General features: G+C 68.0%; 27 protein-coding genes and 1 tRNA gene. 11 read left to right on the forward strand and 17 right to left on the reverse strand.

Annotated features, from left to right (window positions below):
- Positions 1 to 14 precede the first annotated feature (14 nt).
- Positions 15 to 215 (reverse strand): hypothetical protein, encoded by a 201-nt coding sequence (locus HALDL1_11955; protein AHG05323.1) that lies wholly within the window; start codon positions 213 to 215, stop codon positions 15 to 17.
- 114 nt (positions 216 to 329) lie between these two features.
- Between HALDL1_11955 and HALDL1_11960 the strand changes: the two genes are divergently transcribed.
- Positions 330 to 414: transfer RNA gene (locus HALDL1_11960), tRNA-Leu, on the forward strand.
- Between the two features lie 88 nt (positions 415 to 502).
- Here the strand turns inward: HALDL1_11960 and HALDL1_11965 are convergent.
- Positions 503 to 2,362, reverse strand: coding sequence for a potassium transporter TrkA (locus HALDL1_11965; protein ID AHG04229.1), 1,860 nt, complete (start codon positions 2,360 to 2,362; stop codon positions 503 to 505).
- A gap of 163 nt (positions 2,363 to 2,525) precedes the next feature.
- Here HALDL1_11965 and HALDL1_11970 point away from each other — a divergent pair, with 163 nt between their 5' ends.
- Genes HALDL1_11970 through HALDL1_11985 form a run of 4 tightly spaced genes read left to right on the forward strand, consistent with a single transcriptional unit; the run spans position 2,526 to position 6,085 of the window.
- Complete coding sequence (locus HALDL1_11970; protein AHG04230.1) at positions 2,526 to 3,557, forward strand: oxidoreductase; 1,032 nt, start codon at positions 2,526 to 2,528, stop codon at positions 3,555 to 3,557.
- 51 nt (positions 3,558 to 3,608) lie between these two features.
- Complete coding sequence (locus HALDL1_11975; GenBank protein ID AHG04231.1) at positions 3,609 to 4,403, forward strand: inositol-1(or 4)-monophosphatase / fructose-1,6-bisphosphatase; 795 nt, start codon at positions 3,609 to 3,611, stop codon at positions 4,401 to 4,403.
- Between the two features lie 32 nt (positions 4,404 to 4,435).
- On the forward strand, positions 4,436 to 4,885 hold the full coding sequence (locus HALDL1_11980; protein AHG04232.1) for an AsnC family transcriptional regulator: 450 nt from the start codon (positions 4,436 to 4,438) through the stop codon (positions 4,883 to 4,885).
- A 60-nt stretch (positions 4,886 to 4,945) separates the two neighbouring features.
- The gene (locus HALDL1_11985) at positions 4,946 to 6,085 is read left to right on the forward strand and encodes a hypothetical protein (protein ID AHG04233.1); all 1,140 of its coding nucleotides are present in this window, start codon (positions 4,946 to 4,948) and stop codon (positions 6,083 to 6,085) included.
- 313 nt (positions 6,086 to 6,398) lie between these two features.
- Here HALDL1_11985 and HALDL1_11990 read toward each other — a convergent pair whose 3' ends face one another.
- Genes HALDL1_11990 through HALDL1_12015 form a run of 6 tightly spaced genes read right to left on the reverse strand, consistent with a single transcriptional unit; the run spans position 6,399 to position 12,380 of the window.
- Complete coding sequence (locus HALDL1_11990) at positions 6,399 to 8,048, reverse strand: hypothetical protein (GenBank protein ID AHG04234.1); 1,650 nt, start codon at positions 8,046 to 8,048, stop codon at positions 6,399 to 6,401.
- A gap of 50 nt (positions 8,049 to 8,098) precedes the next feature.
- A complete protein-coding gene (locus tag HALDL1_11995; protein AHG04235.1) occupies positions 8,099 to 10,222 on the reverse strand; it encodes a RecJ domain-containing protein in 2,124 nt (707 codons plus the stop codon).
- A 56-nt stretch (positions 10,223 to 10,278) separates the two neighbouring features.
- Complete coding sequence (locus HALDL1_12000) at positions 10,279 to 10,542, reverse strand: hypothetical protein (GenBank protein AHG04236.1); 264 nt, start codon at positions 10,540 to 10,542, stop codon at positions 10,279 to 10,281.
- A gap of 24 nt (positions 10,543 to 10,566) precedes the next feature.
- On the reverse strand, positions 10,567 to 11,175 hold the full coding sequence (locus HALDL1_12005) for a hypothetical protein (protein AHG04237.1): 609 nt from the start codon (positions 11,173 to 11,175) through the stop codon (positions 10,567 to 10,569).
- Between the two features lies 1 nt (position 11,176).
- The gene (locus HALDL1_12010; protein ID AHG04238.1) at positions 11,177 to 11,764 is read right to left on the reverse strand and encodes a thymidine kinase; all 588 of its coding nucleotides are present in this window, start codon (positions 11,762 to 11,764) and stop codon (positions 11,177 to 11,179) included.
- A gap of 40 nt (positions 11,765 to 11,804) precedes the next feature.
- On the reverse strand, positions 11,805 to 12,380 hold the full coding sequence (locus HALDL1_12015) for an FMN reductase (GenBank protein AHG04239.1): 576 nt from the start codon (positions 12,378 to 12,380) through the stop codon (positions 11,805 to 11,807).
- Between the two features lie 70 nt (positions 12,381 to 12,450).
- Between HALDL1_12015 and HALDL1_12020 the strand changes: the two genes are divergently transcribed.
- Positions 12,451 to 12,885 carry a universal stress protein UspA gene (locus HALDL1_12020; GenBank protein AHG04240.1) on the forward strand — a complete coding sequence of 145 codons (435 nt, stop codon included), beginning with the start codon at positions 12,451 to 12,453 and terminating at the stop codon, positions 12,883 to 12,885.
- A gap of 58 nt (positions 12,886 to 12,943) precedes the next feature.
- On the opposite strand, the gene HALDL1_12025 is transcribed toward HALDL1_12020, so the two are convergent.
- Positions 12,944 to 13,087 (reverse strand): hypothetical protein, encoded by a 144-nt coding sequence (locus tag HALDL1_12025; GenBank protein ID AHG05324.1) that lies wholly within the window; start codon positions 13,085 to 13,087, stop codon positions 12,944 to 12,946.
- Between the two features lie 46 nt (positions 13,088 to 13,133).
- Here HALDL1_12025 and HALDL1_12030 point away from each other — a divergent pair, with 46 nt between their 5' ends.
- Entirely contained in the window at positions 13,134 to 13,232 is a 99-nt protein-coding gene (locus HALDL1_12030) for a hypothetical protein (GenBank protein ID AHG05325.1), read from the forward strand.
- 22 nt (positions 13,233 to 13,254) lie between these two features.
- Here the strand turns inward: HALDL1_12030 and HALDL1_12035 are convergent, their stop codons facing one another.
- Positions 13,255 to 14,262, reverse strand: coding sequence for a sodium:calcium antiporter (locus tag HALDL1_12035; protein AHG04241.1), 1,008 nt, complete (start codon positions 14,260 to 14,262; stop codon positions 13,255 to 13,257).
- Positions 14,263 to 14,299: 37 nt separating this feature from the next.
- The gene (locus HALDL1_12040; protein ID AHG04242.1) at positions 14,300 to 15,223 is read right to left on the reverse strand and encodes an adenine glycosylase; all 924 of its coding nucleotides are present in this window, start codon (positions 15,221 to 15,223) and stop codon (positions 14,300 to 14,302) included.
- A gap of 109 nt (positions 15,224 to 15,332) precedes the next feature.
- On the opposite strand from HALDL1_12040, the gene HALDL1_12045 reads away from it, so the two are divergent.
- Together HALDL1_12045 and HALDL1_12050 are read left to right on the forward strand one after the other, a co-directional pair.
- A complete protein-coding gene (locus tag HALDL1_12045; GenBank protein AHG05326.1) occupies positions 15,333 to 16,079 on the forward strand; it encodes a hypothetical protein in 747 nt (248 codons plus the stop codon).
- A gap of 43 nt (positions 16,080 to 16,122) precedes the next feature.
- Positions 16,123 to 16,437, forward strand: coding sequence for a hypothetical protein (locus HALDL1_12050; protein ID AHG04243.1), 315 nt, complete (start codon positions 16,123 to 16,125; stop codon positions 16,435 to 16,437).
- 44 nt (positions 16,438 to 16,481) lie between these two features.
- On the opposite strand, the gene HALDL1_12055 is transcribed toward HALDL1_12050, so the two are convergent.
- On the reverse strand, positions 16,482 to 18,329 hold the full coding sequence (locus HALDL1_12055; GenBank protein ID AHG04244.1) for an ATPase: 1,848 nt from the start codon (positions 18,327 to 18,329) through the stop codon (positions 16,482 to 16,484).
- A 173-nt stretch (positions 18,330 to 18,502) separates the two neighbouring features.
- On the opposite strand from HALDL1_12055, the gene HALDL1_12060 reads away from it, so the two are divergent.
- Positions 18,503 to 18,919, forward strand: a complete 417-nt coding sequence (locus HALDL1_12060; protein ID AHG04245.1) for a plasmid stabilization protein — start codon at positions 18,503 to 18,505, stop codon at positions 18,917 to 18,919.
- A gap of 52 nt (positions 18,920 to 18,971) precedes the next feature.
- On the opposite strand, the gene HALDL1_12065 is transcribed toward HALDL1_12060, so the two are convergent.
- The 4 genes from HALDL1_12065 to HALDL1_12080 form a co-directional block, all read right to left on the reverse strand.
- Complete coding sequence (locus tag HALDL1_12065) at positions 18,972 to 20,348, reverse strand: 4-aminobutyrate aminotransferase (protein AHG04246.1); 1,377 nt, start codon at positions 20,346 to 20,348, stop codon at positions 18,972 to 18,974.
- Positions 20,349 to 20,403: 55 nt separating this feature from the next.
- Entirely contained in the window at positions 20,404 to 21,708 is a 1,305-nt protein-coding gene (locus tag HALDL1_12070; GenBank protein ID AHG04247.1) for a magnesium transporter accessory protein, read from the reverse strand.
- Positions 21,709 to 21,824: 116 nt separating this feature from the next.
- The gene (locus HALDL1_12075; GenBank protein AHG04248.1) at positions 21,825 to 22,073 is read right to left on the reverse strand and encodes a hypothetical protein; all 249 of its coding nucleotides are present in this window, start codon (positions 22,071 to 22,073) and stop codon (positions 21,825 to 21,827) included.
- Positions 22,074 to 22,075: 2 nt separating this feature from the next.
- On the reverse strand, positions 22,076 to 22,354 hold the full coding sequence (locus HALDL1_12080; protein ID AHG04249.1) for a PadR family transcriptional regulator: 279 nt from the start codon (positions 22,352 to 22,354) through the stop codon (positions 22,076 to 22,078).
- Between the two features lie 142 nt (positions 22,355 to 22,496).
- On the opposite strand from HALDL1_12080, the gene HALDL1_12085 reads away from it, so the two are divergent.
- On the forward strand, positions 22,497 to 22,784 hold the full coding sequence (locus HALDL1_12085; protein ID AHG04250.1) for a hypothetical protein: 288 nt from the start codon (positions 22,497 to 22,499) through the stop codon (positions 22,782 to 22,784).
- Between the two features lie 219 nt (positions 22,785 to 23,003).
- Here the strand turns inward: HALDL1_12085 and HALDL1_12090 are convergent, their stop codons facing one another.
- Positions 23,004 to 23,150 (reverse strand): hypothetical protein, encoded by a 147-nt coding sequence (locus HALDL1_12090; GenBank protein AHG04251.1) that lies wholly within the window; start codon positions 23,148 to 23,150, stop codon positions 23,004 to 23,006.
- Between the last annotated feature and the right edge of the window lie 76 nt (positions 23,151 to 23,226).

Below are 23,226 nucleotides of genomic sequence, written 5' to 3' on the forward strand. Positions count from 1 at the left end.
CTGTCGTCGCGCACTTAGACCGGTTCCAGTTCGTCGGACCGGTAGGGCAGCGCGTCCCACCCGTACTCGTCGAACCGGACGACGTACCACGTGCCGGCGTCGGTCTCCCGGACGTCCGTCACGACGCCCGCGTCGCCGTAATGCTCGTGGTGGTCGTAGCCGTACACCGCTAGCTTCGCCTTCTGTGGGTCCTGGCGCGCGACCCGGACTGGCACCCCCCGACGGAGTCGTTCGCTTCGTGCCATGTGTAAACGTACCACGCGCTCCGTATTCGTTCTTTCGCCGATTCGCAACGCCTAAACGCGCTTCTGTCCGACCTACGAACGCGTGCGAGGGTAGCCAAGCTCGGCCAACGGCGACGGACTCAAGATCCGTTCTCGTAGGAGTTCGAGGGTTCGAATCCCTTCCCTCGCATCGCCGGCACACGCCACGTGTGCCGCGGGATGCGGGAAGTCCGCGAGGCGGACTTCCCTCGCAAAAACGCTTTCCTGTGAGTTCTGGTCTACAGTCCCCACATCACTGCGACACCGACCGTCGTGACGACAGCGAGCAGCAACTGGAGGGGCGCACCGACCTTCAGGAAGTCGCCGAACCGGTAGCCACCCGGCCCGTACACCATCAGGTTCGTCTGGTAGCCGATGGGCGTCATGAACGACGTCGCCGAGGCGAACATCACGACCAGCAGGAACGCGAACTGGTTGGCGCCGAGCTGGACGGCCGCGTCGACGGCGACCGGAATCATCAGGACGATGGTCGCCACCGGCGTGATGACGTTCGCGAGGAGCCCGGTCAACACGGAGGTGAGGAGGAGGACGCCGAGCAGCGGTAGCACTGCGTCGGCCGCGACGAGTCCCTCCGCGATGACCGCGGCGCCACCGGTCGCCTCCATCGCTAGACCGAGCGGAATCACGCCCGCGAGCAGGAAGATGACGTTCCAGGACACCGCGTCGTAGGCGTCTGCCGGCCTGAGACAGCCCGTGACGACCATCGCGAACACGCCGCCGAACGCCGCGATGACGATTGGTGCCACGTCCAGGGCCGCGACGGCGACGACGGCGGCCATGATGGCGACGGCGAACGGCGTCTTCGGGGAGAGCGGCGCGACCTCGGCGGGGTCCGCCTCGAGGAGTCGGTCGTAGGCGCGCTCGTCGGCGACGTAGAGGTCGCCGTTGTCGTTGAAGTACTCGATGGACTCCTGGGGCATCCGGGTCAACAGCAGGTCACCCGCCTCCAGCGTCACGTCTTCGAGGTCCGTTCGCAGGAGGTCGCCGCCGCTGCGGATGGCGAGCATGGTCGCCCGCTGGAACTCCTCGATCCTGGTCTCCGCTACCGTCTCGCCGACGTACTTCGAGCCCTCGCCGACGATGGCCTTCGTGAGTTCGAAGTCGGTCGGTGCGTCGTCGAATGTCGCCTCCGTCACCTCCTCGCGGGTGAGCTGCCGGAGGTCGTTGGCCCCCTGGAACTGGTTGACCGCCTGTAGCGTCCCGTTGACGACGAGCACGTCGCCGGCCTCGATCGGGATGTCCGAGTACGGCGCCGGGTACACCTCGCCGTTGCGGTGCAACTGGAGCACCACCACGCCCGCAGTGTCACCGTTCTCGAACTCGTCGACGGTAGTTCCGACGACCGGGGAGTCGGCCCTGACCTCGACCTGAGCAAGGTGGTCCTCGAGGTCGAACTCCTCGACGAGGTCGGCGTCGACCGGAATCCGGCCGGGCGTGAGTCGCCGCCCGACGGTCATCAGGTACGCGAGTCCGATCACGAGGACGACCACGCCGAGTGGCGTGAACTCGAACATCCCGATGCCGGTCCGTCCGTCGACGAGCACCCGGGCGAAGTCGCTCGCGAGGAGGTTCGTCGACGTGCCGATGAGCGTGAGCGTTCCGCCGAGTATCGCCGCGTAGGACAGCGGCAAGAGGAGTTTCGAGGGCGATAGCTTGCTCTGCTCGGCCAGGTCCGATATCATCGGGATGAACACGGCCACGACCGGTGTGTTGTTGATGAACCCGGCGATGGGGCCCGTCGTCCCGATGGTGGCAGCGAGGGCGCGCGTCTCGCTGCCGTTCGTCAGGTCCGCGAGGTAGACGCCCAGTCGCTGCACGAGACCGGTCTGCTGGATGCCCGCGCTCAGCATGTACATTCCGACGATCGTCACCGTCGCGGGGTTGGCGAACCCCGAGATAGCGTCCCGCGGAGTGATTCCGACGTCGATACCGAACACCGGTTGCATCGAGGCCAGCGCCACGATGACGCCCATCGCGGTGACGTCGTTGGGGATGAGTTCGGAGACGAAGAGAACCAGCGCGACACCGATGAGTCCGAAGACGACGACCGCTGGCGTCGACAGACCGGCAACAGACATACTGCTGGGTCACAGGTGGGATACATAACGCGTGCGGTTCCACGGTGTGTCGTCGTTGAGTCGGTCAATCAGCGACCGAGCCGACGTCGCGCCGCCGGTGTCTCCGGCCCTGTTCACCACTCGATACCGAACATTGAGATAGCTCGAGCCACTCCACTGGGCCGTGACTATCCGTGAACACGCGTCCCAGCACGGACACGCGCAGTCGCTGCCGCTGATATCGAAGTCCGCCACCGTCACCGAGGTGGAGGCGCTGGACCGCCCCCGGAAGGACGAGATACGGTCTAGACTCCGCGAGTTGGGGTCCGAGTACGGGTTCGCGGACGCCGTCGCCGACCAGGGTCCCCTCGACTGGGACGGCGTCTTCGAAGCGGCTACGCGGGCCGACCGGCGGCTCGCACCGCGAATCGGCGCGCTGCGCGACCGCTTCGAGCGCGCGCACCCGGCGCTCGTTCGCATCGTCTTCGAGACCGACGAACCGTTCGAGTTCGCGGCTGGCCAGTACCTCTCCATCCGGTACGGGAACCGGACCAGGGCGTACTCCATCGCGAGTTCGCCGACCCGAGAGGACACCGAACTCTGCATCCGTCGCGTCCCCGACGGGCGCCTCTCGACGCGGCTCTGTGAGGAACTATCGGTCGGTGACGAGATTACCGTCCGCGGCCCCCACGGCCACCTCCTCCTCGAGGACGTCTCCGAGCGCGACCTCGTGTTCCTCGCGACCGGCACCGGCGTCGCGCCGATGAAGAGCATGATCGACTACGTCTTCGAGGCGGGCCGCGACGAACACCGGGGCGAACCCCGCGACGTCTGGCTGTTCCTCGGCGCAGCCTGGGAGGACGACCTGCCGTACCACGACGCCTTCTCCGACCTGGCCATGGAACACGAGAACTTCCACTACGTTCCCTGCCTCTCCCGGGAGCCCTGGCTCACCGACTGGGACGGCGAGACGGAGTACATCCAGGACGCGTTGCTGAAGTACGTCGACGAGCGCGCGCTCGCTGACGCCGCGTTCGGCAGACACATGGCCGGAATGCTCGCCGAGCGCCCAACGACCACCGTCGACGCGCGCATCGACCCCGAGGCCGTCGAGGTGTACGCCTGCGGCATCAACGCGATGGTGTACAGCCTCGAAACCGCCGTGCGTCGCCTCGGCGTCCCCCAGCGCTACGTCCACTGCGAGGGGTACGGGTAGTGACAGCACGCCAACCGACGGCTCTTTGAGCGACAGGACCGACCTGCCGGTATGAGCGAGGAGTACGCGAACGTCGCGGAGCGCGCCGCCCGCGAGGGCAGCGAGGTGGCGCTCGCGGCGTTCCGCACCGACATCGACGTGGAGACGAAGTCGGGCAAGACGGACGTCGTGACCCAGGCCGACCGCAGCGCCCAGCGCCGCGTCATCGAGGTCATCCGCGAGACGCACGTCGAGGACGCAATCGTCGGCGAGGAGGACGACGAACTCAAGACCGTCCCCGAGTCGGGCGCGGCGTGGGTCATCGACCCCATCGACGGGACGAACAACTTCGTCAGGGACACCCAGGTCTGGGCGACGTCCGTCGCGGCCGTCGAGGACGGCGAGTGTCTCGCCGCGGCGAACGTCATGCCCGCGCTCGGCGACGTCTACGTCGCCGACGACGAGGGCGTCACGCTGAACGGTGAATCCGTCACCGTCAGCGAGAAGACGGACCCGGAGACGTTCGTCGTCGCGCCGACCATCTGGTGGGACTTCGACCACCGCGACGAGTACGCAAACGCCTGTCGCGCCATCGTCGAGCGTTTCGGGGACATGCGGCGGTACGGCTGCGCGCAGGCCGTCCTCTCGATGGTCGCCAGCGGCCAGCTCGAGGCCGCCGTGACGAACGTCGACGTGAACGCCTGGGACAGCGTCGCGGGCGTCCACATGGTCCGACAGGCCGGCGGCGTGGTCACGGACGTGCACGGCGACCGGTGGGTGCCGGGCTGCGCCGGCCTCGTGGCGTCGAACGGCGAGGCCCACGATGCGGTGCTCGCTGCCGCCCAGGAGATACGGCCGGAAGGGTAACCGTATTGAGGGTTCGCCCCACGTCTACAGGTATGGAACTCGACGACACGGACCGCGCCATTCTCCGCGCGCTCCAGGCGAACGCGCGCAAGCCGTTCAGCGAGATTGCCCGCGAGATAGAGATGTCCAGCGCGACCGTCCACGACCGCGTAAACCGCATGGAAGAGGCGGGCATCATCCGCGGCTACCACGCCGACGTGGACCCGAAGGCCGCCGGCTTCGGCACCTCCGCCATCGTGGGGCTGCGCGTCGAGCAGGGCCGCGAGGACGAGACCCTCGACCGGCTCGCCGAGATCGACGGCGTCCAGGAGGTGAACCTGACCACCGGCGAGTGGGACATCATCCTCCGCGTCGTCGCGGAGAACACGGACTCGCTGCGCGAACTCATGTTCGAACGCATCGCCAACATGGACGGGTTCGCGCGCTCCCAGACGATGGTCGTCCTCGGCACCGAGTACGAATCCAAGGAACTCCCCCTCTGAGCGGCCGCCCGGCGGTCCGAGACCGCAACCATAAAACCCTCACCGCCCGCGTCTCGCAACATGAGCTTCCCCGAAACCGACCGCGAACGGACGTGGACCGCGGTCGTCGGCCTGGCCCTGGTCGCCCTCGTCGTCGGCTCTCTCCTGCTCCGGGATACCGTCTACGGCGGCTTCATCTGGCACTACTTCTGGGGGCCAGTGTACGCCGACGCGCAGGGCGCGCAATGTGCCGTCTGGAACGGCGGTAACGTCGAGTTGCTGTCCAGCACCGCGGCGTGTGCGGCCGCGACCGAGCCGGTCGCCTACCCAGGCTACACGCTGATCTCCGAGGCCGGCTACGCGGTCACGCTGCTCGCGTCGCTGATCGGTGTCTCCTTCCTGCTCGACCACATGCGGGTCGCCGAGAAGACGAAGTTCCTCTACGCGCTGTTCCCGTTCGTCCTGTTCGGTGGCGCGCTCCGCGTCGTCGAGGACGCCAACAACGCCGCCGAACTGTTCGGGAACACCGAACCGTTCCTCGACTACCCGCTGAACGCGCTCATCATCAGTCCCGTCATCTACTTCGTGATGTTCGCCATTACGCTCGTGGTGCTCGTCGCCGCCGTCTACCTCGCACGCCGAACAGACATCGCAGAGGACTACTACCGGCCGCTGGCGGCTGCAGGGACCGTCCTGCTCGTGGCGAACATCCTCGGGCTCGGCTACCTCGCGGCGACCCGCGACTATGTCTCGTTCATCCCCGTGTTCACCGTACTCACGCTGGGGCTCGCCACGGTCATCACGGCCCCCGTCTGGTGGGTCGTCCGTCGGTCGCTCCCGACCGTGTACAGCGGTACCGAGAACGTCGGTGCCCTGATCCTCTGGGGGCACGCCGTCGACGGTGTCGCGAACGTCCTCGGCCTCGACTGGGGCGCCGAACTCGGGTACCCGAGAGGTGACCTCGGCTCCAAACACCCGCTCAACCAGTACATCGTCGACTTCACGCACAGTGTCCTCCCCGAGTCGGTCATCCACTACACCGGTGACACGTGGCCGTTCATCGTCGTGAAGGTCCTCGCCGTCCTCCTCGTGCTCTCGCTGTTCGACGAGGAACTCAGAGAGGAGGCCCCGCGGTACTTCACGCTCATGCTCGTCGCCGTCCTCGCGGTCGGCCTCGGTCCCGGCACGCGGGACATGCTGCGCGCGACGTTCGGCATCTAGAGACGGACTTTTCCAGCGGGAGGGCGCCAGTGGCCCCCTCCCCTGCAAAAACGTGCGGGAAAACCACTCCACCTTCGGTTCGTTCGCTCCGCTCACTCCCCTCAATCGTCGGCCTCCGCTCCCTCCGGTCACGGAGTGAACCGCTTCGCTCGGGACCTCCGGACAACTTGTTCGCGGATGCCAGTCACTACCCGCTGCGTAGGTTCAAATAGCAGGCCGGGACCACCCCGGCGTGTGACCTGACAGTCGGCCGGTGCGTGCGAATCCGGAACGGCGGCACCACGCGCCGGCCTAGTCCCGCCGCCTGCTCGCCCTATCGGAGCCGTTTGCTGACGTACGGCCCGTCCTGGCGGTAGCCGAGTTTCTCCTTGTAGTACTGCCGGGCGCCGATTCCCGAGATGACCGAGAGCTTCTCGAAGCCGGCGTCGGCGGCCATCTCCTCGGCGCGCTCCATCAAGCGGCGGCCGTAGCCCTGGTGCTGGTGCTGGCCGTCGGCGGTGTCGTCACCGACCCCCACCTCGCCGCCGTAGACGTGGAGTTCGCGAAGCAGTGCGGCGTTGTCCAGTTCCTGGCGCACCGGCTCGTTCGGGAAGCGGAGGCGCGCGAAGCCGACGAGCAGGTCGCGGTCGAAGTCCTCGAAGCTGAGGAAGTGTTCCGTGCCGCCCGCGGCGTCGTAGGTCAGCACGTCGAGTTCGACGTTCTGGGGGTCCTCGTCGTTCATCCCGGCCTCGCGGCAGCGGATGCACTCGCAGGTGTAGCCGTGTTCGTCCATCCGCTGACGGGCGAGCTGCCGGAGGTTCGACTTCCAGACGCCCGCGTCGATGTGGTCGGCGGGAATGTCCCGCTGGACGCGCTGGAGGCGCGTGTACCGGGGGATCATATCCTTGATCTCCGCGACCAGGTCGGCGGCCTCCTCGTTCCGCAGCGGCTGGAACTCCTCGTTGCGCCACATGTCGTACGTGACGGTATCGCGGACGACCAGCGTTGGGTAGATCTTGAGGTAGTCCGGCTTCCACTTCTCGTCCTCGAAGATCCGCCGGAAGTCCTCGAGGCACATCTCCTTCGTCATCCCGGGCTGACCGGGCATCATGTGGAACCCGACCTTGAACGCCGCGTCGCGGAGGCGCCGGTTGGCGTCAATCGAGGCCTGCACGCCGTGCCCGCGGTGCATCTCGCGGTTGATTCGCTCGTAGGTCGTCTGCACCCCAACCTCGACCTTCGTGCCGCCGAGGTCCAGCATCCGGTCGACCTGCTCGGGGTCACACCAATCGGGCTTCGTCTCGAACGTCGTGCCGATGTTCCGGATGTCGCCGTGTTCGTTCTCGGCGATGACGTCCTCGAGGTAGCTGAACTCGTACTTCTCGGGGTCCTGCGCGAACGACTCGCCCTCGGCTGGCTGCGGGTCGGCGTCGAGGTCGTAGTCGTTCATCGCCTCGAGCGCGCGCTTCACGAACCACTCCTGATAGTCGTGGCTCCGCGCGGTCATCGTCCCGCCCATCAAGATGAGTTCGACCTTGTCCACGGGGTGGCCGATTTCGCGGAGCTGGTGGAGCCGCAACGTCACTTGGCCATACGGGTCGTAGTCGTTCTGCACGCCGCGGGCGGCCGCCGGCTCGTGGCCCGTGTACGACTGGCTGGACGAGAACTCCGAAGCGGGCCCGCCCGGGCAGTAGAGGCACTTCCCGTGCGGGCACATGTGCGGACTCGTCATGATGGCGACGGGCGTTACGCCCGACGCCGTCCGGACGGGCTTGCGCTGGAGGACCTCCTCCAGTTCCTCGCGGCGGCCGTCGGGCGCGAAGTCCAGCAGCTCGGAGTGCTTGGGCACCTTCGCCGCGGAGTGCTCCGAGCAGGCCTCCAGTTTCGCGCTCTCGACGTCGTCTCTGCCCACGTCACCCTCGAGGATGCGCTCGACGAGCGCCTCGCAGGCCGCCGTGAACGCGCCGTCGGCGTCGCTACTCATTGCGCGAAGGAAGCAGTCGAGAGCGAAAAAGCGTGTCGTTGCCGTGCTGCCTACGCGAGCTGGTCGGCGATGGCGGAGACGACGCTGTCGACGACGGCGTCCTGCTCGCCGGAGAGGAACTCGATGCGGCCGTCGCGGGCGCCGCGGGTGAGGACGCCGGCCTCGGGGAGTTCGTCCGAGATTCGGTCGCCGACAGCACGCACGTCAACCGAGTCGTCGCTGCGGACGCGGAGTTCGTCGCCGCTGACGCCGACGAGCACGTCCGCGCGGTCGTTTCGACGGTGGAGGGCGTCGAGCAGCAGGTCGACCGGCGGGAAGTCGTACTGGTGGGTGTAGTCGTCGACGTCGAGCACCTCGAAGGTGACGCCGTTCTCGCCGCGCACCCGGAGGTGGGGTTCGGCGGTCGTGAGTTCCGTGTCGAGGCGCTCGCGGAACTGCGCGGAGACGTGCGTGATGAGCGAGTCGTCGGCCTCGCCCCACAGCAGGTCGCTGATGAGTTCGCGCTTGTCCTCGTAGGACTGGTAGAACGCCTCCAGTGCGATGGCGTCCCGGAGGTTCTCCAGGGTCTCGCGGCTGTACTCCGTCGAGTCCGCGAGGTCGGCGTACGCCGCCGGCGGCTCCTCCCAGTAGGCGACCGCGGGGAGATGGTAGAGGTCCTCGCGCACGTCGTCGTTGACGAACGCGGCGAGCTGCGCGCCCAGCGCCCCCGTGTTGACCGGTGCTTCGCCGGCGTCGGTCGGGCTGACGAGGACGTCCGCGCCCGCGGCGTCGTCGGTGTAGCCGCCGTCGACGGCGACGGTGTCGACGTCGTACATGTCGAGCAGGTCGATGGCGTCCGTGGACTCGCTGGTGGAGCCGGCGCCGACGAGCACGAACAGCGGGTGCTTCTCGTCGTGGCGCTCGGCGGCCTCGAGCAGGTCCGTCACGTCGCCCGTCGCGTCGTCGATGGTGTAGAACGCGTCGTCGAGCGGTCGGCGGTCGACGTAGTGGTACTCGGCGTCCGCCCGGGCGTGCTTCTCGCGGATGATCGGGAGGAGCGCGCGCTCGAGAGCGGTGCCGGCGACGTACCCCTCGACGGTGGTGGTGTGGCGCACGATGACCGGACGGGAGTCGACGACGGCGCGGCGGATGGCCGTCGCGGCGTCCACGAGGTCGTCGTGGATGGCCTCGACCGCGGGGTCGTCGGCGAGCAGTTCGGTGACTTCGGGGCTCGCCTCCTCGGTCAGCGCGTCCTCCATCCGGGTGGAGACGTCGTCGGCCGCCTGGCCGTCGAGGATGGTGAGTTCCTCGGTCTCGACCTGCAGTTCGCCGCGGCGTCGTTCGACGTCACCGACGATGCGGACGACGTCGCCCGCGTCGGCCTCGGGGTAGGCGCGCACGCCCGCTTCGACGAACGCGGCGCAGTCGACGCTGCCGGTCTCGTCGGCGAGTTCGAACACCGTCGGGCCGCTCGTCTGGCGCGCGCTCTCTATCTCGCCCTCGACGCTGACGCGCTCGTCGACGTGGTCGGCGAGGGCCGCGATGGAGACGCGGTCGGGGGTGTCATCGGCAGTAGGTTCGTCGGCACTCTCCGCTGCGTCCGGCGTCGGCGCGTCCTCCGCGGGTTCGCTCTCGGTGGCGTCGTCGTCCTCCGCGAACTCGAACTCGTTGCCGTCGTCGGCGACCGGCGTCCCGCCGTCGGCCGTCTCGGTCTCGGAGTCGGCGTCCGTTCCGGTCGCGCTGGTCGACTCGTCGGTTTCCGCCGACTCGGTTGCGTCGGCGGTCTCTTCGTCGGTGTCGCCGTCGTCCTCGGGGAGTTCGGCGTTCGAGTCGGCGCTCGGGTCGTCGACGAGGTGGCCCCGGAAGTCCCGCTCGGTCTGCCGGATGGACCAGCCGAGGTCGACGTTGCCGTTGTCGTGGACGCCCGTCACCTGGACGTACACTTCGTCGCCGGCGTCCCAGCCGAGGGACTCGACGCGGCCGGGCACTTCGCTGCGGTGGAGCAGTCCGGTGACGCTGTCACCGATGTCGACGAAGACGCCGAACTCGGCGAAGCCGTCGACGCTACCGCGGTAGAAGCGGCCAGAACTCAACTGGTTGGGGGACCGTCCTCGGAACTCGAACGCGACGTCTTCTTCGTGCGTGTCACAGATGCGGCCGTCCGTGGAGGCGCCGCAGACAATACATGAACCCATTTGCATGGAGAAAGCGGTCGCTCCCGTAAACGATTATCGAAAGTCCGGCGCGCGTGTCACTCGAACACTGGGCTGTCGTCTTCCAGCGACTCGACGTCCGAGACGACCTCGCGGACGTCTTCCGGGAACAGCGCGACCTGCACCTCGTTGCCCGACTCGTCCTCGAAGACGAGTTTTACGCGCTTGTCGCCGAACTCGCGGGCCCGGGCGTCGTCGACGTCAAACAGTTTCACGTCCGCGCGTTTGTTCGACGGCCCGACGTTCTTGATGGCGCCGTCTTTCAGTTCGATCATGAACTCGGAGAGGTTGACGTTGAGCACGCCCGCCGGTTCGAGGCCCACCGACTAAAGTGCGAGTGCGGGAGCGGCGAGGCCCGCGAGTTCGGCGGCCGCGGCGAACCCGCCGAACCCGGAGCCGAACGCGAGCGCGCCGGGGAGGACGGCGGCGATGAACGCCCGCGGCAGCGAGAGGTCGTGGACGACGCTCGTCCCGAGGACGAGCAGGCCGAACGCCCAGAGCGCGCAAACGACAGTGACGGCCGGGACGGAGACGCCGACGAACGCGCAGGGGGCGGCGGCGTACGCCAGCACCTGGACCGTCTCGCTCACCCCGCCGCGGTCGGACGCGAGCACGACGAGCGCCAGCGTCTCGAGCGCGGAGAGCGCGTGGATGGCCGCCGGCGCAACCAGCAGCACCGCCAGCGCGACGGTGAGCGCCGCCGCGAGCCACCGCGCCGTCGGGAACTGGAGCGCCGCGCCGGGATTGACCGCCATCCGGGTCGCCTCCTCGACGAGCACGACGGCCATCCCGAAGACGAGCCCGGGGGCCTGGTCGCCCGGCGAAACGGCCTCCTCGAAGAACGTCCGCGGGTTCACGAGCACCTGCGTGAACGACTTGGCGAGCCCCACCAGCCCGCGCTCGCGGCCGCCCTCGGGTTCGACCCAGGTGGTCATCTCAGGCGCGTTCGACGACGTGACAGTTCCGGCAGCGCGCCTCGTAGGACTCCTCGGCGCCCACCATGATGGTCGGGTCGTCGTAGTGGGCGGGGTCGCCCTCGATGAGCCGCTGGTTCCTGGTCGCGGGCTCCCCGCACTGCGTGCAGATTGCCCGGAACTTCTCGACGTACTCCGCGACGGCCATCAGCTGCGGGATGGGGTCGAAGGGCTCCCCGCGGAACGTCTGGTCGGTGCCCGAGACGACGACGCGCCGGCCGTCCGCCGCGAGTTCCTGGCAGACCGCGACGAGGTCGCCGGGAAAGAAGTTCGCCTCGTCGATGGCGACGACCTGCTCGCCGTTCAGGTCGTCTGGAATCGCCTCGACGCCGTCGGCGGTCGTCTCCACGACCGTCGCCTCCCACGTCCGCCCGGCGTGGGAGCCGAGGGTGGCTTCGCCGTAGCGGTCGTCGATGGCGGGCGTGAACGCCGCGACCTCCTGGCCCGCGATCTCCGCGCGCCGCAACCGTCGCAGTAGCTCCTCCGTCTTCCCGGAGAACATCGACCCCGTGATGACCTCGACCCACCCGGAGTTCGTGATGGCGTGCATGCCCGAAGCCGGTGCGGGCCGACGGCAAAACGCTTGCTCTTCAGTCGCCGCCGACGTTCTGCTCGCTCTCGAAGGAGTGGGGTTCGGGCTCGATGTTGGCGTACTGCACGACCCGGTCGCCGAGCTGTGCCACGCGGTCTTCGAGTTTCTCGTCGGTGAACTCGCCGTCCGAGACGCGGGAGGAGGCGTTGGGCACCGCGGCCTGGTAGGGGAGCACCCAGGCGTCGAGCGCGCGCATCACCGAGCGCAGGTGGTCGAGCGCGGAGATGGGGAAACTCCCGCCGGCCACGCAGAGCAGGCCGACAGTCTTCCCCTCGAACTCGTCGAAGCCGCAGTAGTCGAGGGCGGTCTTCAGCGGCGAGGAGTAGCTGCCGTGGTACATCGGCGTGGCGAGCACGACGGCGTCGGCCTCCAGCACCCGCCGTTTGAGTTCGGGAGCGTCTCCCGCGTCCCGCTGGTCGGGGTCGAACAGTGGGAGGTCGAGTTCCCGGAGGTCGACCAGGTCCGTCTCGGCGCCGCGGTCGGCGGCGGCGTCGAGCGCCCGCTGGAGGGCGATCCTGGAGACGCTGGCGTCGCGGAGACTGCCACAGATGCCGACGACGGAGGTGTCTGCCATACTCGGGGAATCAGTTGCCGCCATCAAAAGGCTACCCGTATTTATTGCCCGGGCAGTCGAACTCCGGGGCGTGTACGACGCGATTCTACTCCCCACGGACGGCAGCGACGCGGCGACGGCGGCGGTGGCCAACGCCATCGACCTCGCAACGCAGTACGACGCTACGCTCCACGTCCTCTACGTGGCGGACACGACGGAGTACAGCACCGTGACCTTCGAGGACGACGTGGTCGACCCCCTCGAACAGGAGGGCAAGCGCATCGTCGACGACATCGTCGCGCAGGCGGAAGCCCGGGACGTCGAGGCACTCGGTGTCGTGATGCAGGGCGGCGTCTACGAGACGCTCCTGCAGTACGCCGACGAGCAGGCGATCGACGTCATCGTGATGGGGACCCACGGCCGCCGCGGCCTCGGACGGGCGCTCCTCGGCAGCGTCACCGAGCGCGTGGTCAGAACCGCCGACGTCCCGGTGATGACGGTGCGCGAACAGACCGACGAGGAGTGACTGCAGGATTCAGGTTATGCGCTCCCACCGTCCCGCCGGAACTTGTCGGCGTCGTCGGTCACGTACGCCTCGATTCCGCGGGGCGGCCGCCCGAGCAGGAGTTCGACGTCCCCGTGACGCGGTCGGCGAGGCCGAGGCGCGCCGTCGTGTAGATGCCGTTCATCAACAACACGTAGCCGAGCGGGTGGCCCCGGGAGCGCATCCAGTCGACCGTCCTGGAGTTGCTAGAGCGGGCGGCCTACGACGAGGTGCCGCCCCGCGTGGAGTACACGCTGACGCCGAAGGCCGAGTCGCTGTTCCCGGTGTTCGGCCACCTCCACCACTGGGCCATCGAGCACGAACTGTAGCGGCGGACGGTAGACGTCCCGTTCAGATGCCCTGGACGGTCTCGATGACCCCCACCGATTCGAGGGTCATCCAGAGGAGGAACAGCACGTAGACCCCGAGCAGCGCGTAGGCTTCCAGGTCGGTGAGTTCGAGGCGGGTGCGGGTGAACACGATGAACAGCAGCGTCGCCAGCGCGAGGAACCCGAACGTGGGGATGGCCGCGAGGAAGTTGATGGTCGCGGTCCCCGCGAGCAGGACGCCGAGGGGGATGGCGACCAGGAGGTTGAACGTGTTGCTCCCGAGGACGTTCGTGAGGCTGGTGACGCTGTCGCCCTCCCGGGCGGCGCGGACACTGACCAGCGCGTCGGGGAGACTCGTTGCGGCCGCGAGTACGGTCAGCCCCCAGAGAAAACTCGGCGTGTCGAAGATGCGGCCGAAGTCCAGCGCGGACCGCACGAGGCCCTCGACACCGACCGCGATGACCGCGAGTGCGACCGCCAGCACCGCCCACTCGCGGGCCGGGCGGACGTCGACGACCTCCGGGGCGTCGTACTCGCTGGCGTCCTGCTGGTGGAGGAAGACGTAGATGCCGTAGGTCGCCAGCGGGAGGACGACCAGCGTCGGCGTCAGGACGGCGGCCTCGTTCGTCCCCCCGGGAACGTACGTCGCGCCGAGCGCGAACACGATGAACAGCACGAGGATGCTGATGACGTAGAACTGGGCGTCCTTGTGGACGATGTCCCGGGTGGACTCGAGTTCCTCGCTGTAGAGCGCCGACAGCGCGGGGATGACGAGCAGGTTGAAGATGGCGCTCCCCACGATGGCGCCGACGCCGAGCGAGAACTCGCCGTGGACGACCGTGCTGATGACGACGGAACTGATCTCGGGGAAACTCGACCCGACCGCGACCACGATGGCGCCGTGGGCGGCGACCGGCAGCCCGTAGTGTCTGCTGAGGCGCTGGGCTGCCTGCTCGAAGTAGCCGCTCCCCACCCAGACCACGGCCGTCGCGACCACCGCGAGCGCGAGCGGAACGAGCAGCTCGCTCATGGAGTGGGGGTTCTCGGAGGACACTGATAGGCGTGGCTCATCGGCGGAGCCGCGCGACGGGTTCCCCGTCGCGCTCGTTCACCTCGACCAGTCCGTCCGCTTCGAGGTCCGCGAGCAGGTCCCGGAGCCACACCTGGCCGCCGTCGCCCTCTGGCGTGTAGTCGACGCGCACCCGGGGACCGAGTTCGTCGAGCACGAGGTCGCCGTGTTCGCGGAGCGCGCCGACGACGCGGCCCCGCTTCTGGCGCCGACTCCCCTCGAACGTGGACTGCTGGGGGACGTCGGGCGCGGAGAAGTCGCCCGAGGCGTACGCCCCGCACCACTCGCGCCACGGGCAGTCAGCCGCGTCGCACTTCGGCGTCTTCCCGCAGGCCACCCCACCCAGTTCCATGACGGCGTTGTTCCAGACGCGGGACTCCCCCTCGGGCATGAGTTCGTTCGCGGCTTCCTCGAACGCCGAGTCGTCGTCGGGCACGTCGAAGGCGCGGTAGAGCACGCGCTTGACGTTCGTGTCCACGACGGCGTCCCCGTTGTCGAACGCGAACGACGCGACGGCGTTGGCGGTGTAGGGCCCGACGCCCATGAGTTCCGAGAGTTCGCCGGGCGTCTCTGGGAACTCGCCGGCGTAGTCGGTCTCGACCTGCTGGGCTGCCTCGTGTAGGTACTTCGCGCGGTTGTTGTACCCGAGGCTGTTCGCGGACCAGAACCCCACGACGTCGGCGCGGTCGGCGGCCGCCAGGTCGGCGGTCGTCGGCCACCGCTCGAGGAACGCCGCCCACGCCTCCTCGACGCGGGAGAGCTGGGTCTGCTGGCTCATCACCTCGGAGACGAGGATCTCGTAGGGGTCGGTCGTCTCCCGCCACGGGAACGCGCGGTGGTCGGCCTCGTACCACGAGACGAGCGCGTCGCGCACGGCGTCGACGTCCCCCGGGAGCGCCCACGCTCCCTCGCCGTCAGTCATGCCCACGGCTTCGAGGCTGTGGCGCTTAGGGGTGGTGGTTCGGGCCGGCGTCGCGCGCCGATAGAACAGCCACGGTAGTTAAGCCTCAGCCGACAGAACGTCGACACGTATGCAGCGACGAACACTCGCCACACTGTGCGTCGCCGCCCTCCTCGTCACCGCCGGCTGCGCCGGACTCACGGGGAACGGCGGTGGCGCGAGTGACGCCGAACAGGTCAAAGACGACGCTGTGGCCGCGATGCAGGACGTCGACACCTACCGCATGGAGATGGAGATGAACATCACCGCGAACGACCGGACACTCTCGATGTCCCAGGACGGGGTGTTCGACCACGAAGCGAAGCAGGCACGCCTGAACATGACCGCCTACGGCACCGAGGCGGTGGTGTACATGGACGGCGACATGATGTACGTGAATGCGGGCAGCCGCTGGCAGACCCGGGACCTCTCCGGGCAGGACCCCTGGGAGTCCGGTAACGGCATCACCCAGCAGCAGAACGTCCTCGAGTCCGGCGACGTCTCGGTCGAGGGCACAGAGACCGTCGACGGCGTCGAGACGACCGTACTCGCCGTCGACCCCGACCTGAGCGAACTGAAGGCGCTGATCGCCCAGCAGCAAGCCCAGAGCCTCGAGGGCGTCACCATCGACGACGCCACCTACCGACTCTACGTCGCGACGGACAGCAACCTCCCGCGGAAGATGGAGATGGCGATGGAGATGTCCGTCGACGACCAGTCCACCGAAGTGGAGATGACCACGCGGTTCTCGGACTACGGTGAGCCCGTCAACGTCACTATCCCCGAAGAAGCGACCGCCGGCTCGGTGGACTTCGCGGCCGCGGGCGTCGCGGCGTGAGGACACGGGAAGGCCTATCCCCTCGCCGTGAGTCGCATCGAACATGAGCCTGGACGACCTCGAAACCGACGTCGAACTGTCCGTCGACGACCTCGACGACTACGAGTTCCTCGACCGCGAGAGCCGACAAGAGCTGGCGATGCTGACCGCCGCGCTGGATACGGACACGGACGAACTGCTCCGGCGCGCGGTCCACCAGCTGTTCCAGTCGACGGCCGAATCCGGCCGCCTCGACTTCCACCTGCGCTCGACGTACGACGTCACCTACGACGAGTACCTCTCCGGGATGACGTACGGCGAGATGACGGGTGCCGGCCAGTTCGCGGGCGGCGACGACGACCGACGCTACCAGTTCTGAGTGCACTGCGGGCGACGCCCGCACTCGTTGCGCCGAACGTCGGATTACGCTTCTTCGACGCCCGTGAACTCGAAGCGGGCGCCGCCAGACTCGCCGTTCGCCAGCGACACCGTCCACCCGTGAGCCTCCGCGACGTCCGTGACGATGCTCAATCCGAAGCCGGTGCCGCTGGCGGCCGTCGAGTACCCGGCGTCGAAGACGTCCTCGTGCTCCCCAGCGGGGATGCCCGGACCGTCGTCTTCGACGTAGAATCCGTCGTCGAGCGTTCCGACGGTCACAGTGACGTCAGGCCCGGCGTGTTCCACCGAATTCCGGAAGAGGTTCACGAGCAACTGCCGGAGCCGATCCGCGTCGGCCCGAATCGTCACGTCGGCGTCGACGACGAGCGATGCGTTCGCCGTCTCGACGGTCTCCCACGCGTTTCGAACGGCGTCGTCCAGACCTGTCGGCGCGACTTCCTCGACGCCCTCCCCGGCGCGCGCCATCGACAGGAGGTCGTCGACGAGCGCCTCCATCCTGTCGATGGTGTCGCGGCACTGCTGGAAGTGCTCCGCGTCGCCCGTCTCCTCGGCGAGTTCGAGGTAGCCGTCGAGCACGTTCAGCGGGTTCCTGAGGTCGTGTGAGACGATGGACGCGAACTGGTCGAGTTTCTCGTTCTGGTCCTCGAGGCGCTTCCGGGTGTGCCGACGCGTCAGTTCGTAGCCCACCCACTGACTCAGCAGTTCGACGAGCGTCACCTCCCACTCGGAGAACGCCGTCTCCCGTGGCTCCTCCCCGTAGAAGCAGAACGTCCCGTGCACATCGCCGTCGACGAACACCGGCGCGCCCAGGTAACAGGAGATTCCCCACTCCGCGTAGCCCGCTTTCTCCGTCAGTTCCGGCGCGTCCCGGGCAATGTCCGCCATCACGAGCGTCTGCTCCTCGGCAGCGGTCCGCTCGCAGTTCGTCGCCGACAGCGGCGCGGTGTCCCCTGGCTCTGTATCTCCGGTCCCCCGAACCGCCTGGAACTCGTAGACTTCCCCGTCGATTCGGGAGAGCGCGCCCGAGGACGCCCCGAGCGCCTCGATACCGAGGTCGAGGAGCGCGTTCACCTGCTCCTCGAAGGACCGCTCGGTGTCTGAGGTGATGTCGTGGACCTCCCGGAGGGTCTCTTCTCGCTCCCGGAGCGCGTCCTCCTGTTCGTGGCGCTCGGTGACGTCCCGGAAGTAGACAGAGAGGCCGGTCGGCGACGGGTAGGCGCGGACCGCCAGCCACGCGTCGAGCGGGTCGTAGTACGCTTCGAAGGAGACCGGCTCCTGGCTCGCCAGCGCCTCGTGGTACTGCTCGTAGAACACGGTGTCGACGGCGTCCGGTATCGCCTCCCACAGCGTCAACCCCTCCAGGCTCCCGTCGGGCGGGTCGGCCATCGCCGCGGTGAGCACTTCGCTGGCCTGGTCGTTGACGTACGTCAGCCGCCACTCCTCGTCCAGGGCGAAGAAGGCGTCTGTCATCCGGTCGAGTATCCCCTGCCGGTCGTCGGTCACATGCTTCTCTGCGGGCAGTTCGCGCGTCACGACGACGAATCGGTCGGCCTCGCCCGCGGCCACCGACGACACTCGTAACTCGACGGCGACACCCTCCCCGCGTGCGGCCGCGAGCACCGCCTCGGGGAGTGTGTCGGTCCCGTCGTCCGCGGCGTCCCGGAGGCGGTCGACGGAGACGCCCTCCAGGAGTTCCGACAGCGTCGCCCCCGCGAACTCCTCGTCGCCGTAGCCCGTGGCATCGCTCGCGGCGGCGTTCCAGTACTGGACGACGCCCGCCGCGTCGAAGACGAACACCGGGTCGGATACCGCGTCGAGTGTAGCGGTAGCCGTAGCAGCGTCGAGCGTCGGGGAGAGAGAATCATCGGACATCGTGTAGTCGGCTCTGTCGCGACAGAACCACCGTGGCCGTATAGGTGTGTGTTACCGTCGCGTGACATCCCCAAGCGGACCGGCGCTCGCGAAGGCCGGCTACCGCGCCATCAGTTCCGCCACGCGAAGCGGAAGCCGACCGGCTTAAATCCCGGCTGCCCCGAGAACGACGTATGCGACAGCGAACCCGACGCGACGTGATGCGCGCGACCGGTGCCGCGGGACTGTCGGTGGCGGTCGCCGGCTGTCTCGGTCTCGGCAGCGGGAGCAGCGGAGACGTCGACGCCCTCGACGCACCCGACGGAACGGCGGTGGTGGAGGTCGGGCCGGACGGCTCGAACACCTTCACTCCGGACTCGCTGACCGTCTCGCCCGGGACGCCGGTGCGCTTCGTCTGGCTCTCCGGCGGCCACAACGTCGCCGTAGCCAGCCAGCCGACCGACGCCGACTGGAGGGGCCACGACCCACTGGAGAGCCGGGGCTTCTCTCACGAACACACCTTCGGGGTGCCAGGCCGCTACGAGTACGTCTGCACGCCCCACCAGCAGTTCGGGATGCGCGGCGAGGTCGTCGTCGAGACCGAAGGATAGTGGAGCCACCGGGCGAGCGCGGGCCGGCGGACGCAGCGACAGGGGACGCGTTTTAGGAGACGTTCTCGGTGTTGACCTTCGAGGTGCCGGCGTGGCGGACCTCGCGGTCGGTGAGCGCGTCGAGGAAGACGCCGAGCGCGACGTCGATCTCCCGCTCCGTGACGTCGAGTGGCGGGAGCAGTCGGACGGTCTGGTAGCCACAGCCGAGCAGGAGCAGTCCGCGCTCCAGGCACGCCTTCACCACCGCGTCGCGGCGCTCCTTCGTGTCGAGTTCGACGCCGATCATGAGGCCGTTACCCCGCACGTCGGTGACGAAGTCGGGCGCGTCGTCAGCCAGCACCTCCTTCACCTGACGGCCGCGCTCCTGCACGTTGTCGAGGACGCCGTCGCTCGTGATGGCGTCGATGGTGGCCACACCCTGCGCGGCCGCGAGGATGTCGCCCGCCCCCCACGTCGAGGAGAGCCGCCCGGTCTCCTCGGGGAAGAGGTCCTCGTTGGCGACCGTGGCACCGACGCGGAGGCCCTTCGCGGACGTGATGACGTCCGGGTCGAGGGAGGTGTGGTCGACGCCCCACAGCTCGCCCGTGCGGCCGAGGCCGGACTGGATCTCGTCGGCGACGACCGGGATGTCGTAGGTCTGCTGGATGTCGACGACGTCGTCGATGAACGACTCGCTCGGGACGCGGTAGCCGCCCTCGCCCTGCTGGGGTTCGAGGATGAGGTAGGCGACCTCCTCGGGGTCGATGACGCCGCGCTGGGGGTGGAGTTTGTCCGCGAGGACGTTGCCGCCGGGACCGTTCGTCTCCCAGCCGCAGTCGCAGTCGCCCTCGCAGGCGCAGTACGGCGCGGAGACGACGCCGCCAATCTCCGGGTAGCCCTTTCGGTGGACGGTCTTCGAGCGGTTGAGCGAGAGCGCACCGAGCGTCCGCCCGTGGAACGCGCCGTCGAACGTGAACGCGCGGTGGCCGCCCTGCGCATAACAGATCTTGATGGCGTTCTCGACGGCCTCGGCGCCCGTGTTCGAGAGGAAGACGGTGTCGAGGTCGTACTGCTCGGTGATGTCCGTGAGGCGGTGGAGGAGCTGCGTGGAGGTGTCGACGTCGGGGTCCTCGGGCGGCCAGCCGCCGCTCGCGTAGAAGTCCTGGCCCGCGATCTTCGAGGGGTCGACGAGGTCGAACTCGTCGAGGCGGTCCATGATCTTCGGGTTGTTGTAGCCGAACGGCGCTGCCGCGACGTGGCTCGTGAAGTCCATCAGGACGTTCCCGTCGACGTCCCTGCAGAACGGGCCGTCGGCGTCCTCGGTGATATCCCAGACGAACTCGTAGACGTACGTGCTCGGGGCCGCGTGTTCGTGGTGGTAGTCCACCCACTGCGCTGCTTTCTCTCCCGGCAGACTTCGGACGCTCGGCTCGGCAGTGTCCCGGTCCATGATACGTTTTGGCGGGCCCCCTAGTAAAAGGCGTTCGTTCCGGTCGCGGCAACTGTTACGCGGCGACGACGACCGACGCGACACCGCCCGCAGCAAGCAGAGCGGTACTGTAGGCGGCGACCCGCCACGCGAACCCGCGGTTGGAACTCGTCGCCGTGAGTGCTACCTTGACCCCGATGGAACTCGCCGTCGTGAGCAACACCGCGATGGTGGCCGACTGGGCTGTGATTGCGCCCGTCCGGTAGAGGACGACGGCGGACGTGGTCGCGCCCGCACTCGACACCAGCCCGGAGACGATGGCGGTGACGTAGAGCCCGGTCGACCCGAACTGCGTCTGGGCGAGGCCGCCCGCAACGACGACGACCAGGAACATCGCGCCGAAGGCGAGCGCGTTGCGCATCGAGAACGGGCTCTCGAGGTCCATCTCCACGCTGGTCGACCAGTCCGCGGAGACGGCAGCCACGAGGATGCTCCCCGCGACGATGACAAGCAACGGCACCATCCCGCGTAGCAGCACGCCCGTCGAGAGCGTGAACACGACGACGATGAGGAGGTTACGCAGCGCCATCGCGGCGTTCGCCAGCAGCACACCCGCGACGGCGTACGCCGCCGCGTCGCGCTCCTGGCTCACGTGGTCGAGCATCGTCCCGACGACGGCCGTCGAGGAGGCGAGGCCGCCGAAGAAGCCCGTGACGGCGACGCCGCGGCCGCCGTACGTCTTCACGATGACGTAGTTGAGGATGCCGATGCCGGCGACGAAGACGACCATCAGCCAGACGACCCGCGGCTCTATCTCGACGGCGTAGACGCCGGAGCCGAGCTGGACGGAGCCCGGTGGTAGGACGGGGTAGATGACGAACGCGAGGATGGCGAACTCGGTCGTCGAGCGCAGTTCCTCCCGGGAGAGGTCCCACGCGAACCCGTGGAGCTCCCGCTTGAACACGAGCAGGATGCTGCTGGTGACCGCCACGACGGTGGCCGGCAGCACCGCGCCGAGCGCGACGAGCACGCCGACGCCGTAGGCGAGGAGGATGCTCACCGCGGTGGTGAGGTGGAGCCCCTCCTCCTCGTCCTGGAGCCCCGACAGCATCAGGACGCCGGCGAGGACGATGACGAACAGCGCGCCCGCCCCCGAGAGGTACGGCGGACAGACCGCCACGTCCGCGGTGCAGCGCTCGGTGTCCACCATGGTGAAGATGGTGCCGAGGACGCTGACCAGCGCGAACGTCCGGATGCCCGCTGCCTTCTGGGACCACTCGCGTTCGAGGCCGAGAAACAGCCCGAGCGCGACGGAGAGCGCGATGCGGACGATGCGGCTGTCCAGGGGGGCGTTCGCGACCGCGTCGGCGGCGGGAGACACCCCCGAACGTTCCGGTCGACCGGACAAAAGTCTAGTGGCACTAATGTGGCGGACGGGCGGTTGTCGCCGAGTCGGGACGGCCAGACGAGTCAGTCAGCCGCCAACGACGACGTGGACTACCGCCGTTCGAGTCGCGTCCCGTCGCGCGGGCAGTAGTCGAAGTCGGGGTCGCGTGTGCTGAACCCGCACTCCGGGCAGGTCCATGTCGACGGCTCGCTGGTGTCGCCACGACTCCGGAAGAGGAACGGGACGAACGGGACGGCGAGGAAGAACAGCGCCACGTCGAAGACGTACCAGATGACCGCACTGACCAGCAGACTGAGGACGACGCCCGCGACCGCGGTGGCGAGGCGGGCGGAGACCACGGCTACTCGAGGTCGACGTACTGGGCCTCCCACTCGCGGCGCGCGTCGAGTTCGCGGCGGCCGCGGCGGGTGAGCGTGTAGTAGTTCGTTCGCTGGTCGAGCTGGCCCTTGTCGACGAGCCCTTTGTCGACGAGCGTGTCGAGGTTCGGGTAGAGCCGGCCGTGGTGGATCTCGGATTCGTAGTACTCCTCGAGTTCCTCCTTGATGGCGAGTCCGTGGGGCTCCTCGAGCCCGGCGACGACGTACAGCAAGTCCCGTTGAAACCCTGTCAAGTCGTGCATATGTTTCGTACTCGGTAGAAATTTCCACCGCGAAAACATAAGCGTGGTGGGTCGAAACCGACCTCGGCAGCCGGAACGGCGGATTTCGTCTAGTGACATGTCCGTCGTCGCACTTATGCGCTAGACGGCCGTATCCCGGAGTATGCCCGAAGAGGTACTCTTCGAGAGCGAGCACAGTCAGTCGCGCTCCGAGGTGGCGGCCTACCTGCGTACCGTGGCGGACAGACTCGACGGCGACGCGACGCTGACGCTCGCCGACGGCGACCAGTCGGTCGACATCGAACCGCCCGCGACGGTGGCGTTCGAGGTGAAAGTCGAGCGCGAAACCGGGTCCGGGCCGGACGAACTCAGCCTGGAGTTGGAACTGGAGTGGGACGACACCGACGAAGCAAGTGGCGACGAACAGACGGACGGGCTCGACATCTCCTGAGCGGGTCGGGAGCGACCGGGGCCGCTCCCGCGTGACAGTACTGACGGCAGTCCTGGCTGCCGATTGTAGTGCAACGGAAAAGGATGCGGAGCCGGAACGTCCGGCCCCGCAGCCGCCCTGAATTGGTCCCCGCTGACGCTTCGGCCCTCCAAAGCGAAGCGTCACCTGTGTCAAGACGCGGCACGATAATAAAACTATCCCCCGCCCCGATTTGTGCCGCTACATGTGTTCTTCCTCTAACACCCAGCCGAGGGCGCGCCGGTAGTAGGTGAACATCTCCCGGACGCCCTCGTGGTTCATCTCCTCGGACTCCAGTTCCTCGACCAGAAACTCGTACTGCTCGCGGACTTCCTCCTCGTCTCTCATGCTCTCGCCTACCGGCTACAGGCGTATGAATATCGGTGGCGACGAGTAGATTCAAGAGGAGCCCACTGGAACTCGT

It is taken from the genome of Halobacterium sp. DL1 (assembly GCA_000230955.3).
GTDB lineage: Archaea > Halobacteriota > Halobacteria > Halobacteriales > Halobacteriaceae > Halobacterium.

Bases quoted from the DNA above. Each gene is read 5' to 3' on its own strand.
- HALDL1_11965 (AHG04229.1), bottom strand. From the start codon at position 2,362: ATGTCTGTTGCCGGTCTGTCGACGCCAGCGGTCGTCGTCTTCGGACTC.
- HALDL1_11975 (AHG04231.1), top strand. From the start codon at position 3,609: ATGAGCGAGGAGTACGCGAACGTCGCGGAGCGCGCCGCCCGCGAGGGC.
- HALDL1_11980 (AHG04232.1), top strand. From the start codon at position 4,436: ATGGAACTCGACGACACGGACCGCGCCATTCTCCGCGCGCTCCAGGCG.
- HALDL1_11985 (AHG04233.1), top strand. From the start codon at position 4,946: ATGAGCTTCCCCGAAACCGACCGCGAACGGACGTGGACCGCGGTCGTC.
- HALDL1_11990 (AHG04234.1), bottom strand. From the start codon at position 8,048: ATGAGTAGCGACGCCGACGGCGCGTTCACGGCGGCCTGCGAGGCGCTC.
- HALDL1_11995 (AHG04235.1), bottom strand. From the start codon at position 10,222: ATGGGTTCATGTATTGTCTGCGGCGCCTCCACGGACGGCCGCATCTGT.
- HALDL1_12005 (AHG04237.1), bottom strand. From the start codon at position 11,175: ATGACCACCTGGGTCGAACCCGAGGGCGGCCGCGAGCGCGGGCTGGTG.
- HALDL1_12010 (AHG04238.1), bottom strand. From the start codon at position 11,764: ATGCACGCCATCACGAACTCCGGGTGGGTCGAGGTCATCACGGGGTCG.
- HALDL1_12015 (AHG04239.1), bottom strand. From the start codon at position 12,380: ATGGCAGACACCTCCGTCGTCGGCATCTGTGGCAGTCTCCGCGACGCC.
- HALDL1_12025 (AHG05324.1), bottom strand. From the start codon at position 13,087: ATGCGCTCCCGGGGCCACCCGCTCGGCTACGTGTTGTTGATGAACGGC.
- HALDL1_12035 (AHG04241.1), bottom strand. From the start codon at position 14,262: ATGAGCGAGCTGCTCGTTCCGCTCGCGCTCGCGGTGGTCGCGACGGCC.
- HALDL1_12040 (AHG04242.1), bottom strand. From the start codon at position 15,223: ATGACTGACGGCGAGGGAGCGTGGGCGCTCCCGGGGGACGTCGACGCC.
- HALDL1_12045 (AHG05326.1), top strand. From the start codon at position 15,333: ATGCAGCGACGAACACTCGCCACACTGTGCGTCGCCGCCCTCCTCGTC.
- HALDL1_12050 (AHG04243.1), top strand. From the start codon at position 16,123: ATGAGCCTGGACGACCTCGAAACCGACGTCGAACTGTCCGTCGACGAC.
- HALDL1_12055 (AHG04244.1), bottom strand. From the start codon at position 18,329: ATGTCCGATGATTCTCTCTCCCCGACGCTCGACGCTGCTACGGCTACC.
- HALDL1_12060 (AHG04245.1), top strand. From the start codon at position 18,503: ATGCGACAGCGAACCCGACGCGACGTGATGCGCGCGACCGGTGCCGCG.
- HALDL1_12065 (AHG04246.1), bottom strand. From the start codon at position 20,348: ATGGACCGGGACACTGCCGAGCCGAGCGTCCGAAGTCTGCCGGGAGAG.
- HALDL1_12080 (AHG04249.1), bottom strand. From the start codon at position 22,354: ATGCACGACTTGACAGGGTTTCAACGGGACTTGCTGTACGTCGTCGCC.
- HALDL1_12085 (AHG04250.1), top strand. From the start codon at position 22,497: ATGCCCGAAGAGGTACTCTTCGAGAGCGAGCACAGTCAGTCGCGCTCC.
- HALDL1_12090 (AHG04251.1), bottom strand. From the start codon at position 23,150: ATGAGAGACGAGGAGGAAGTCCGCGAGCAGTACGAGTTTCTGGTCGAG.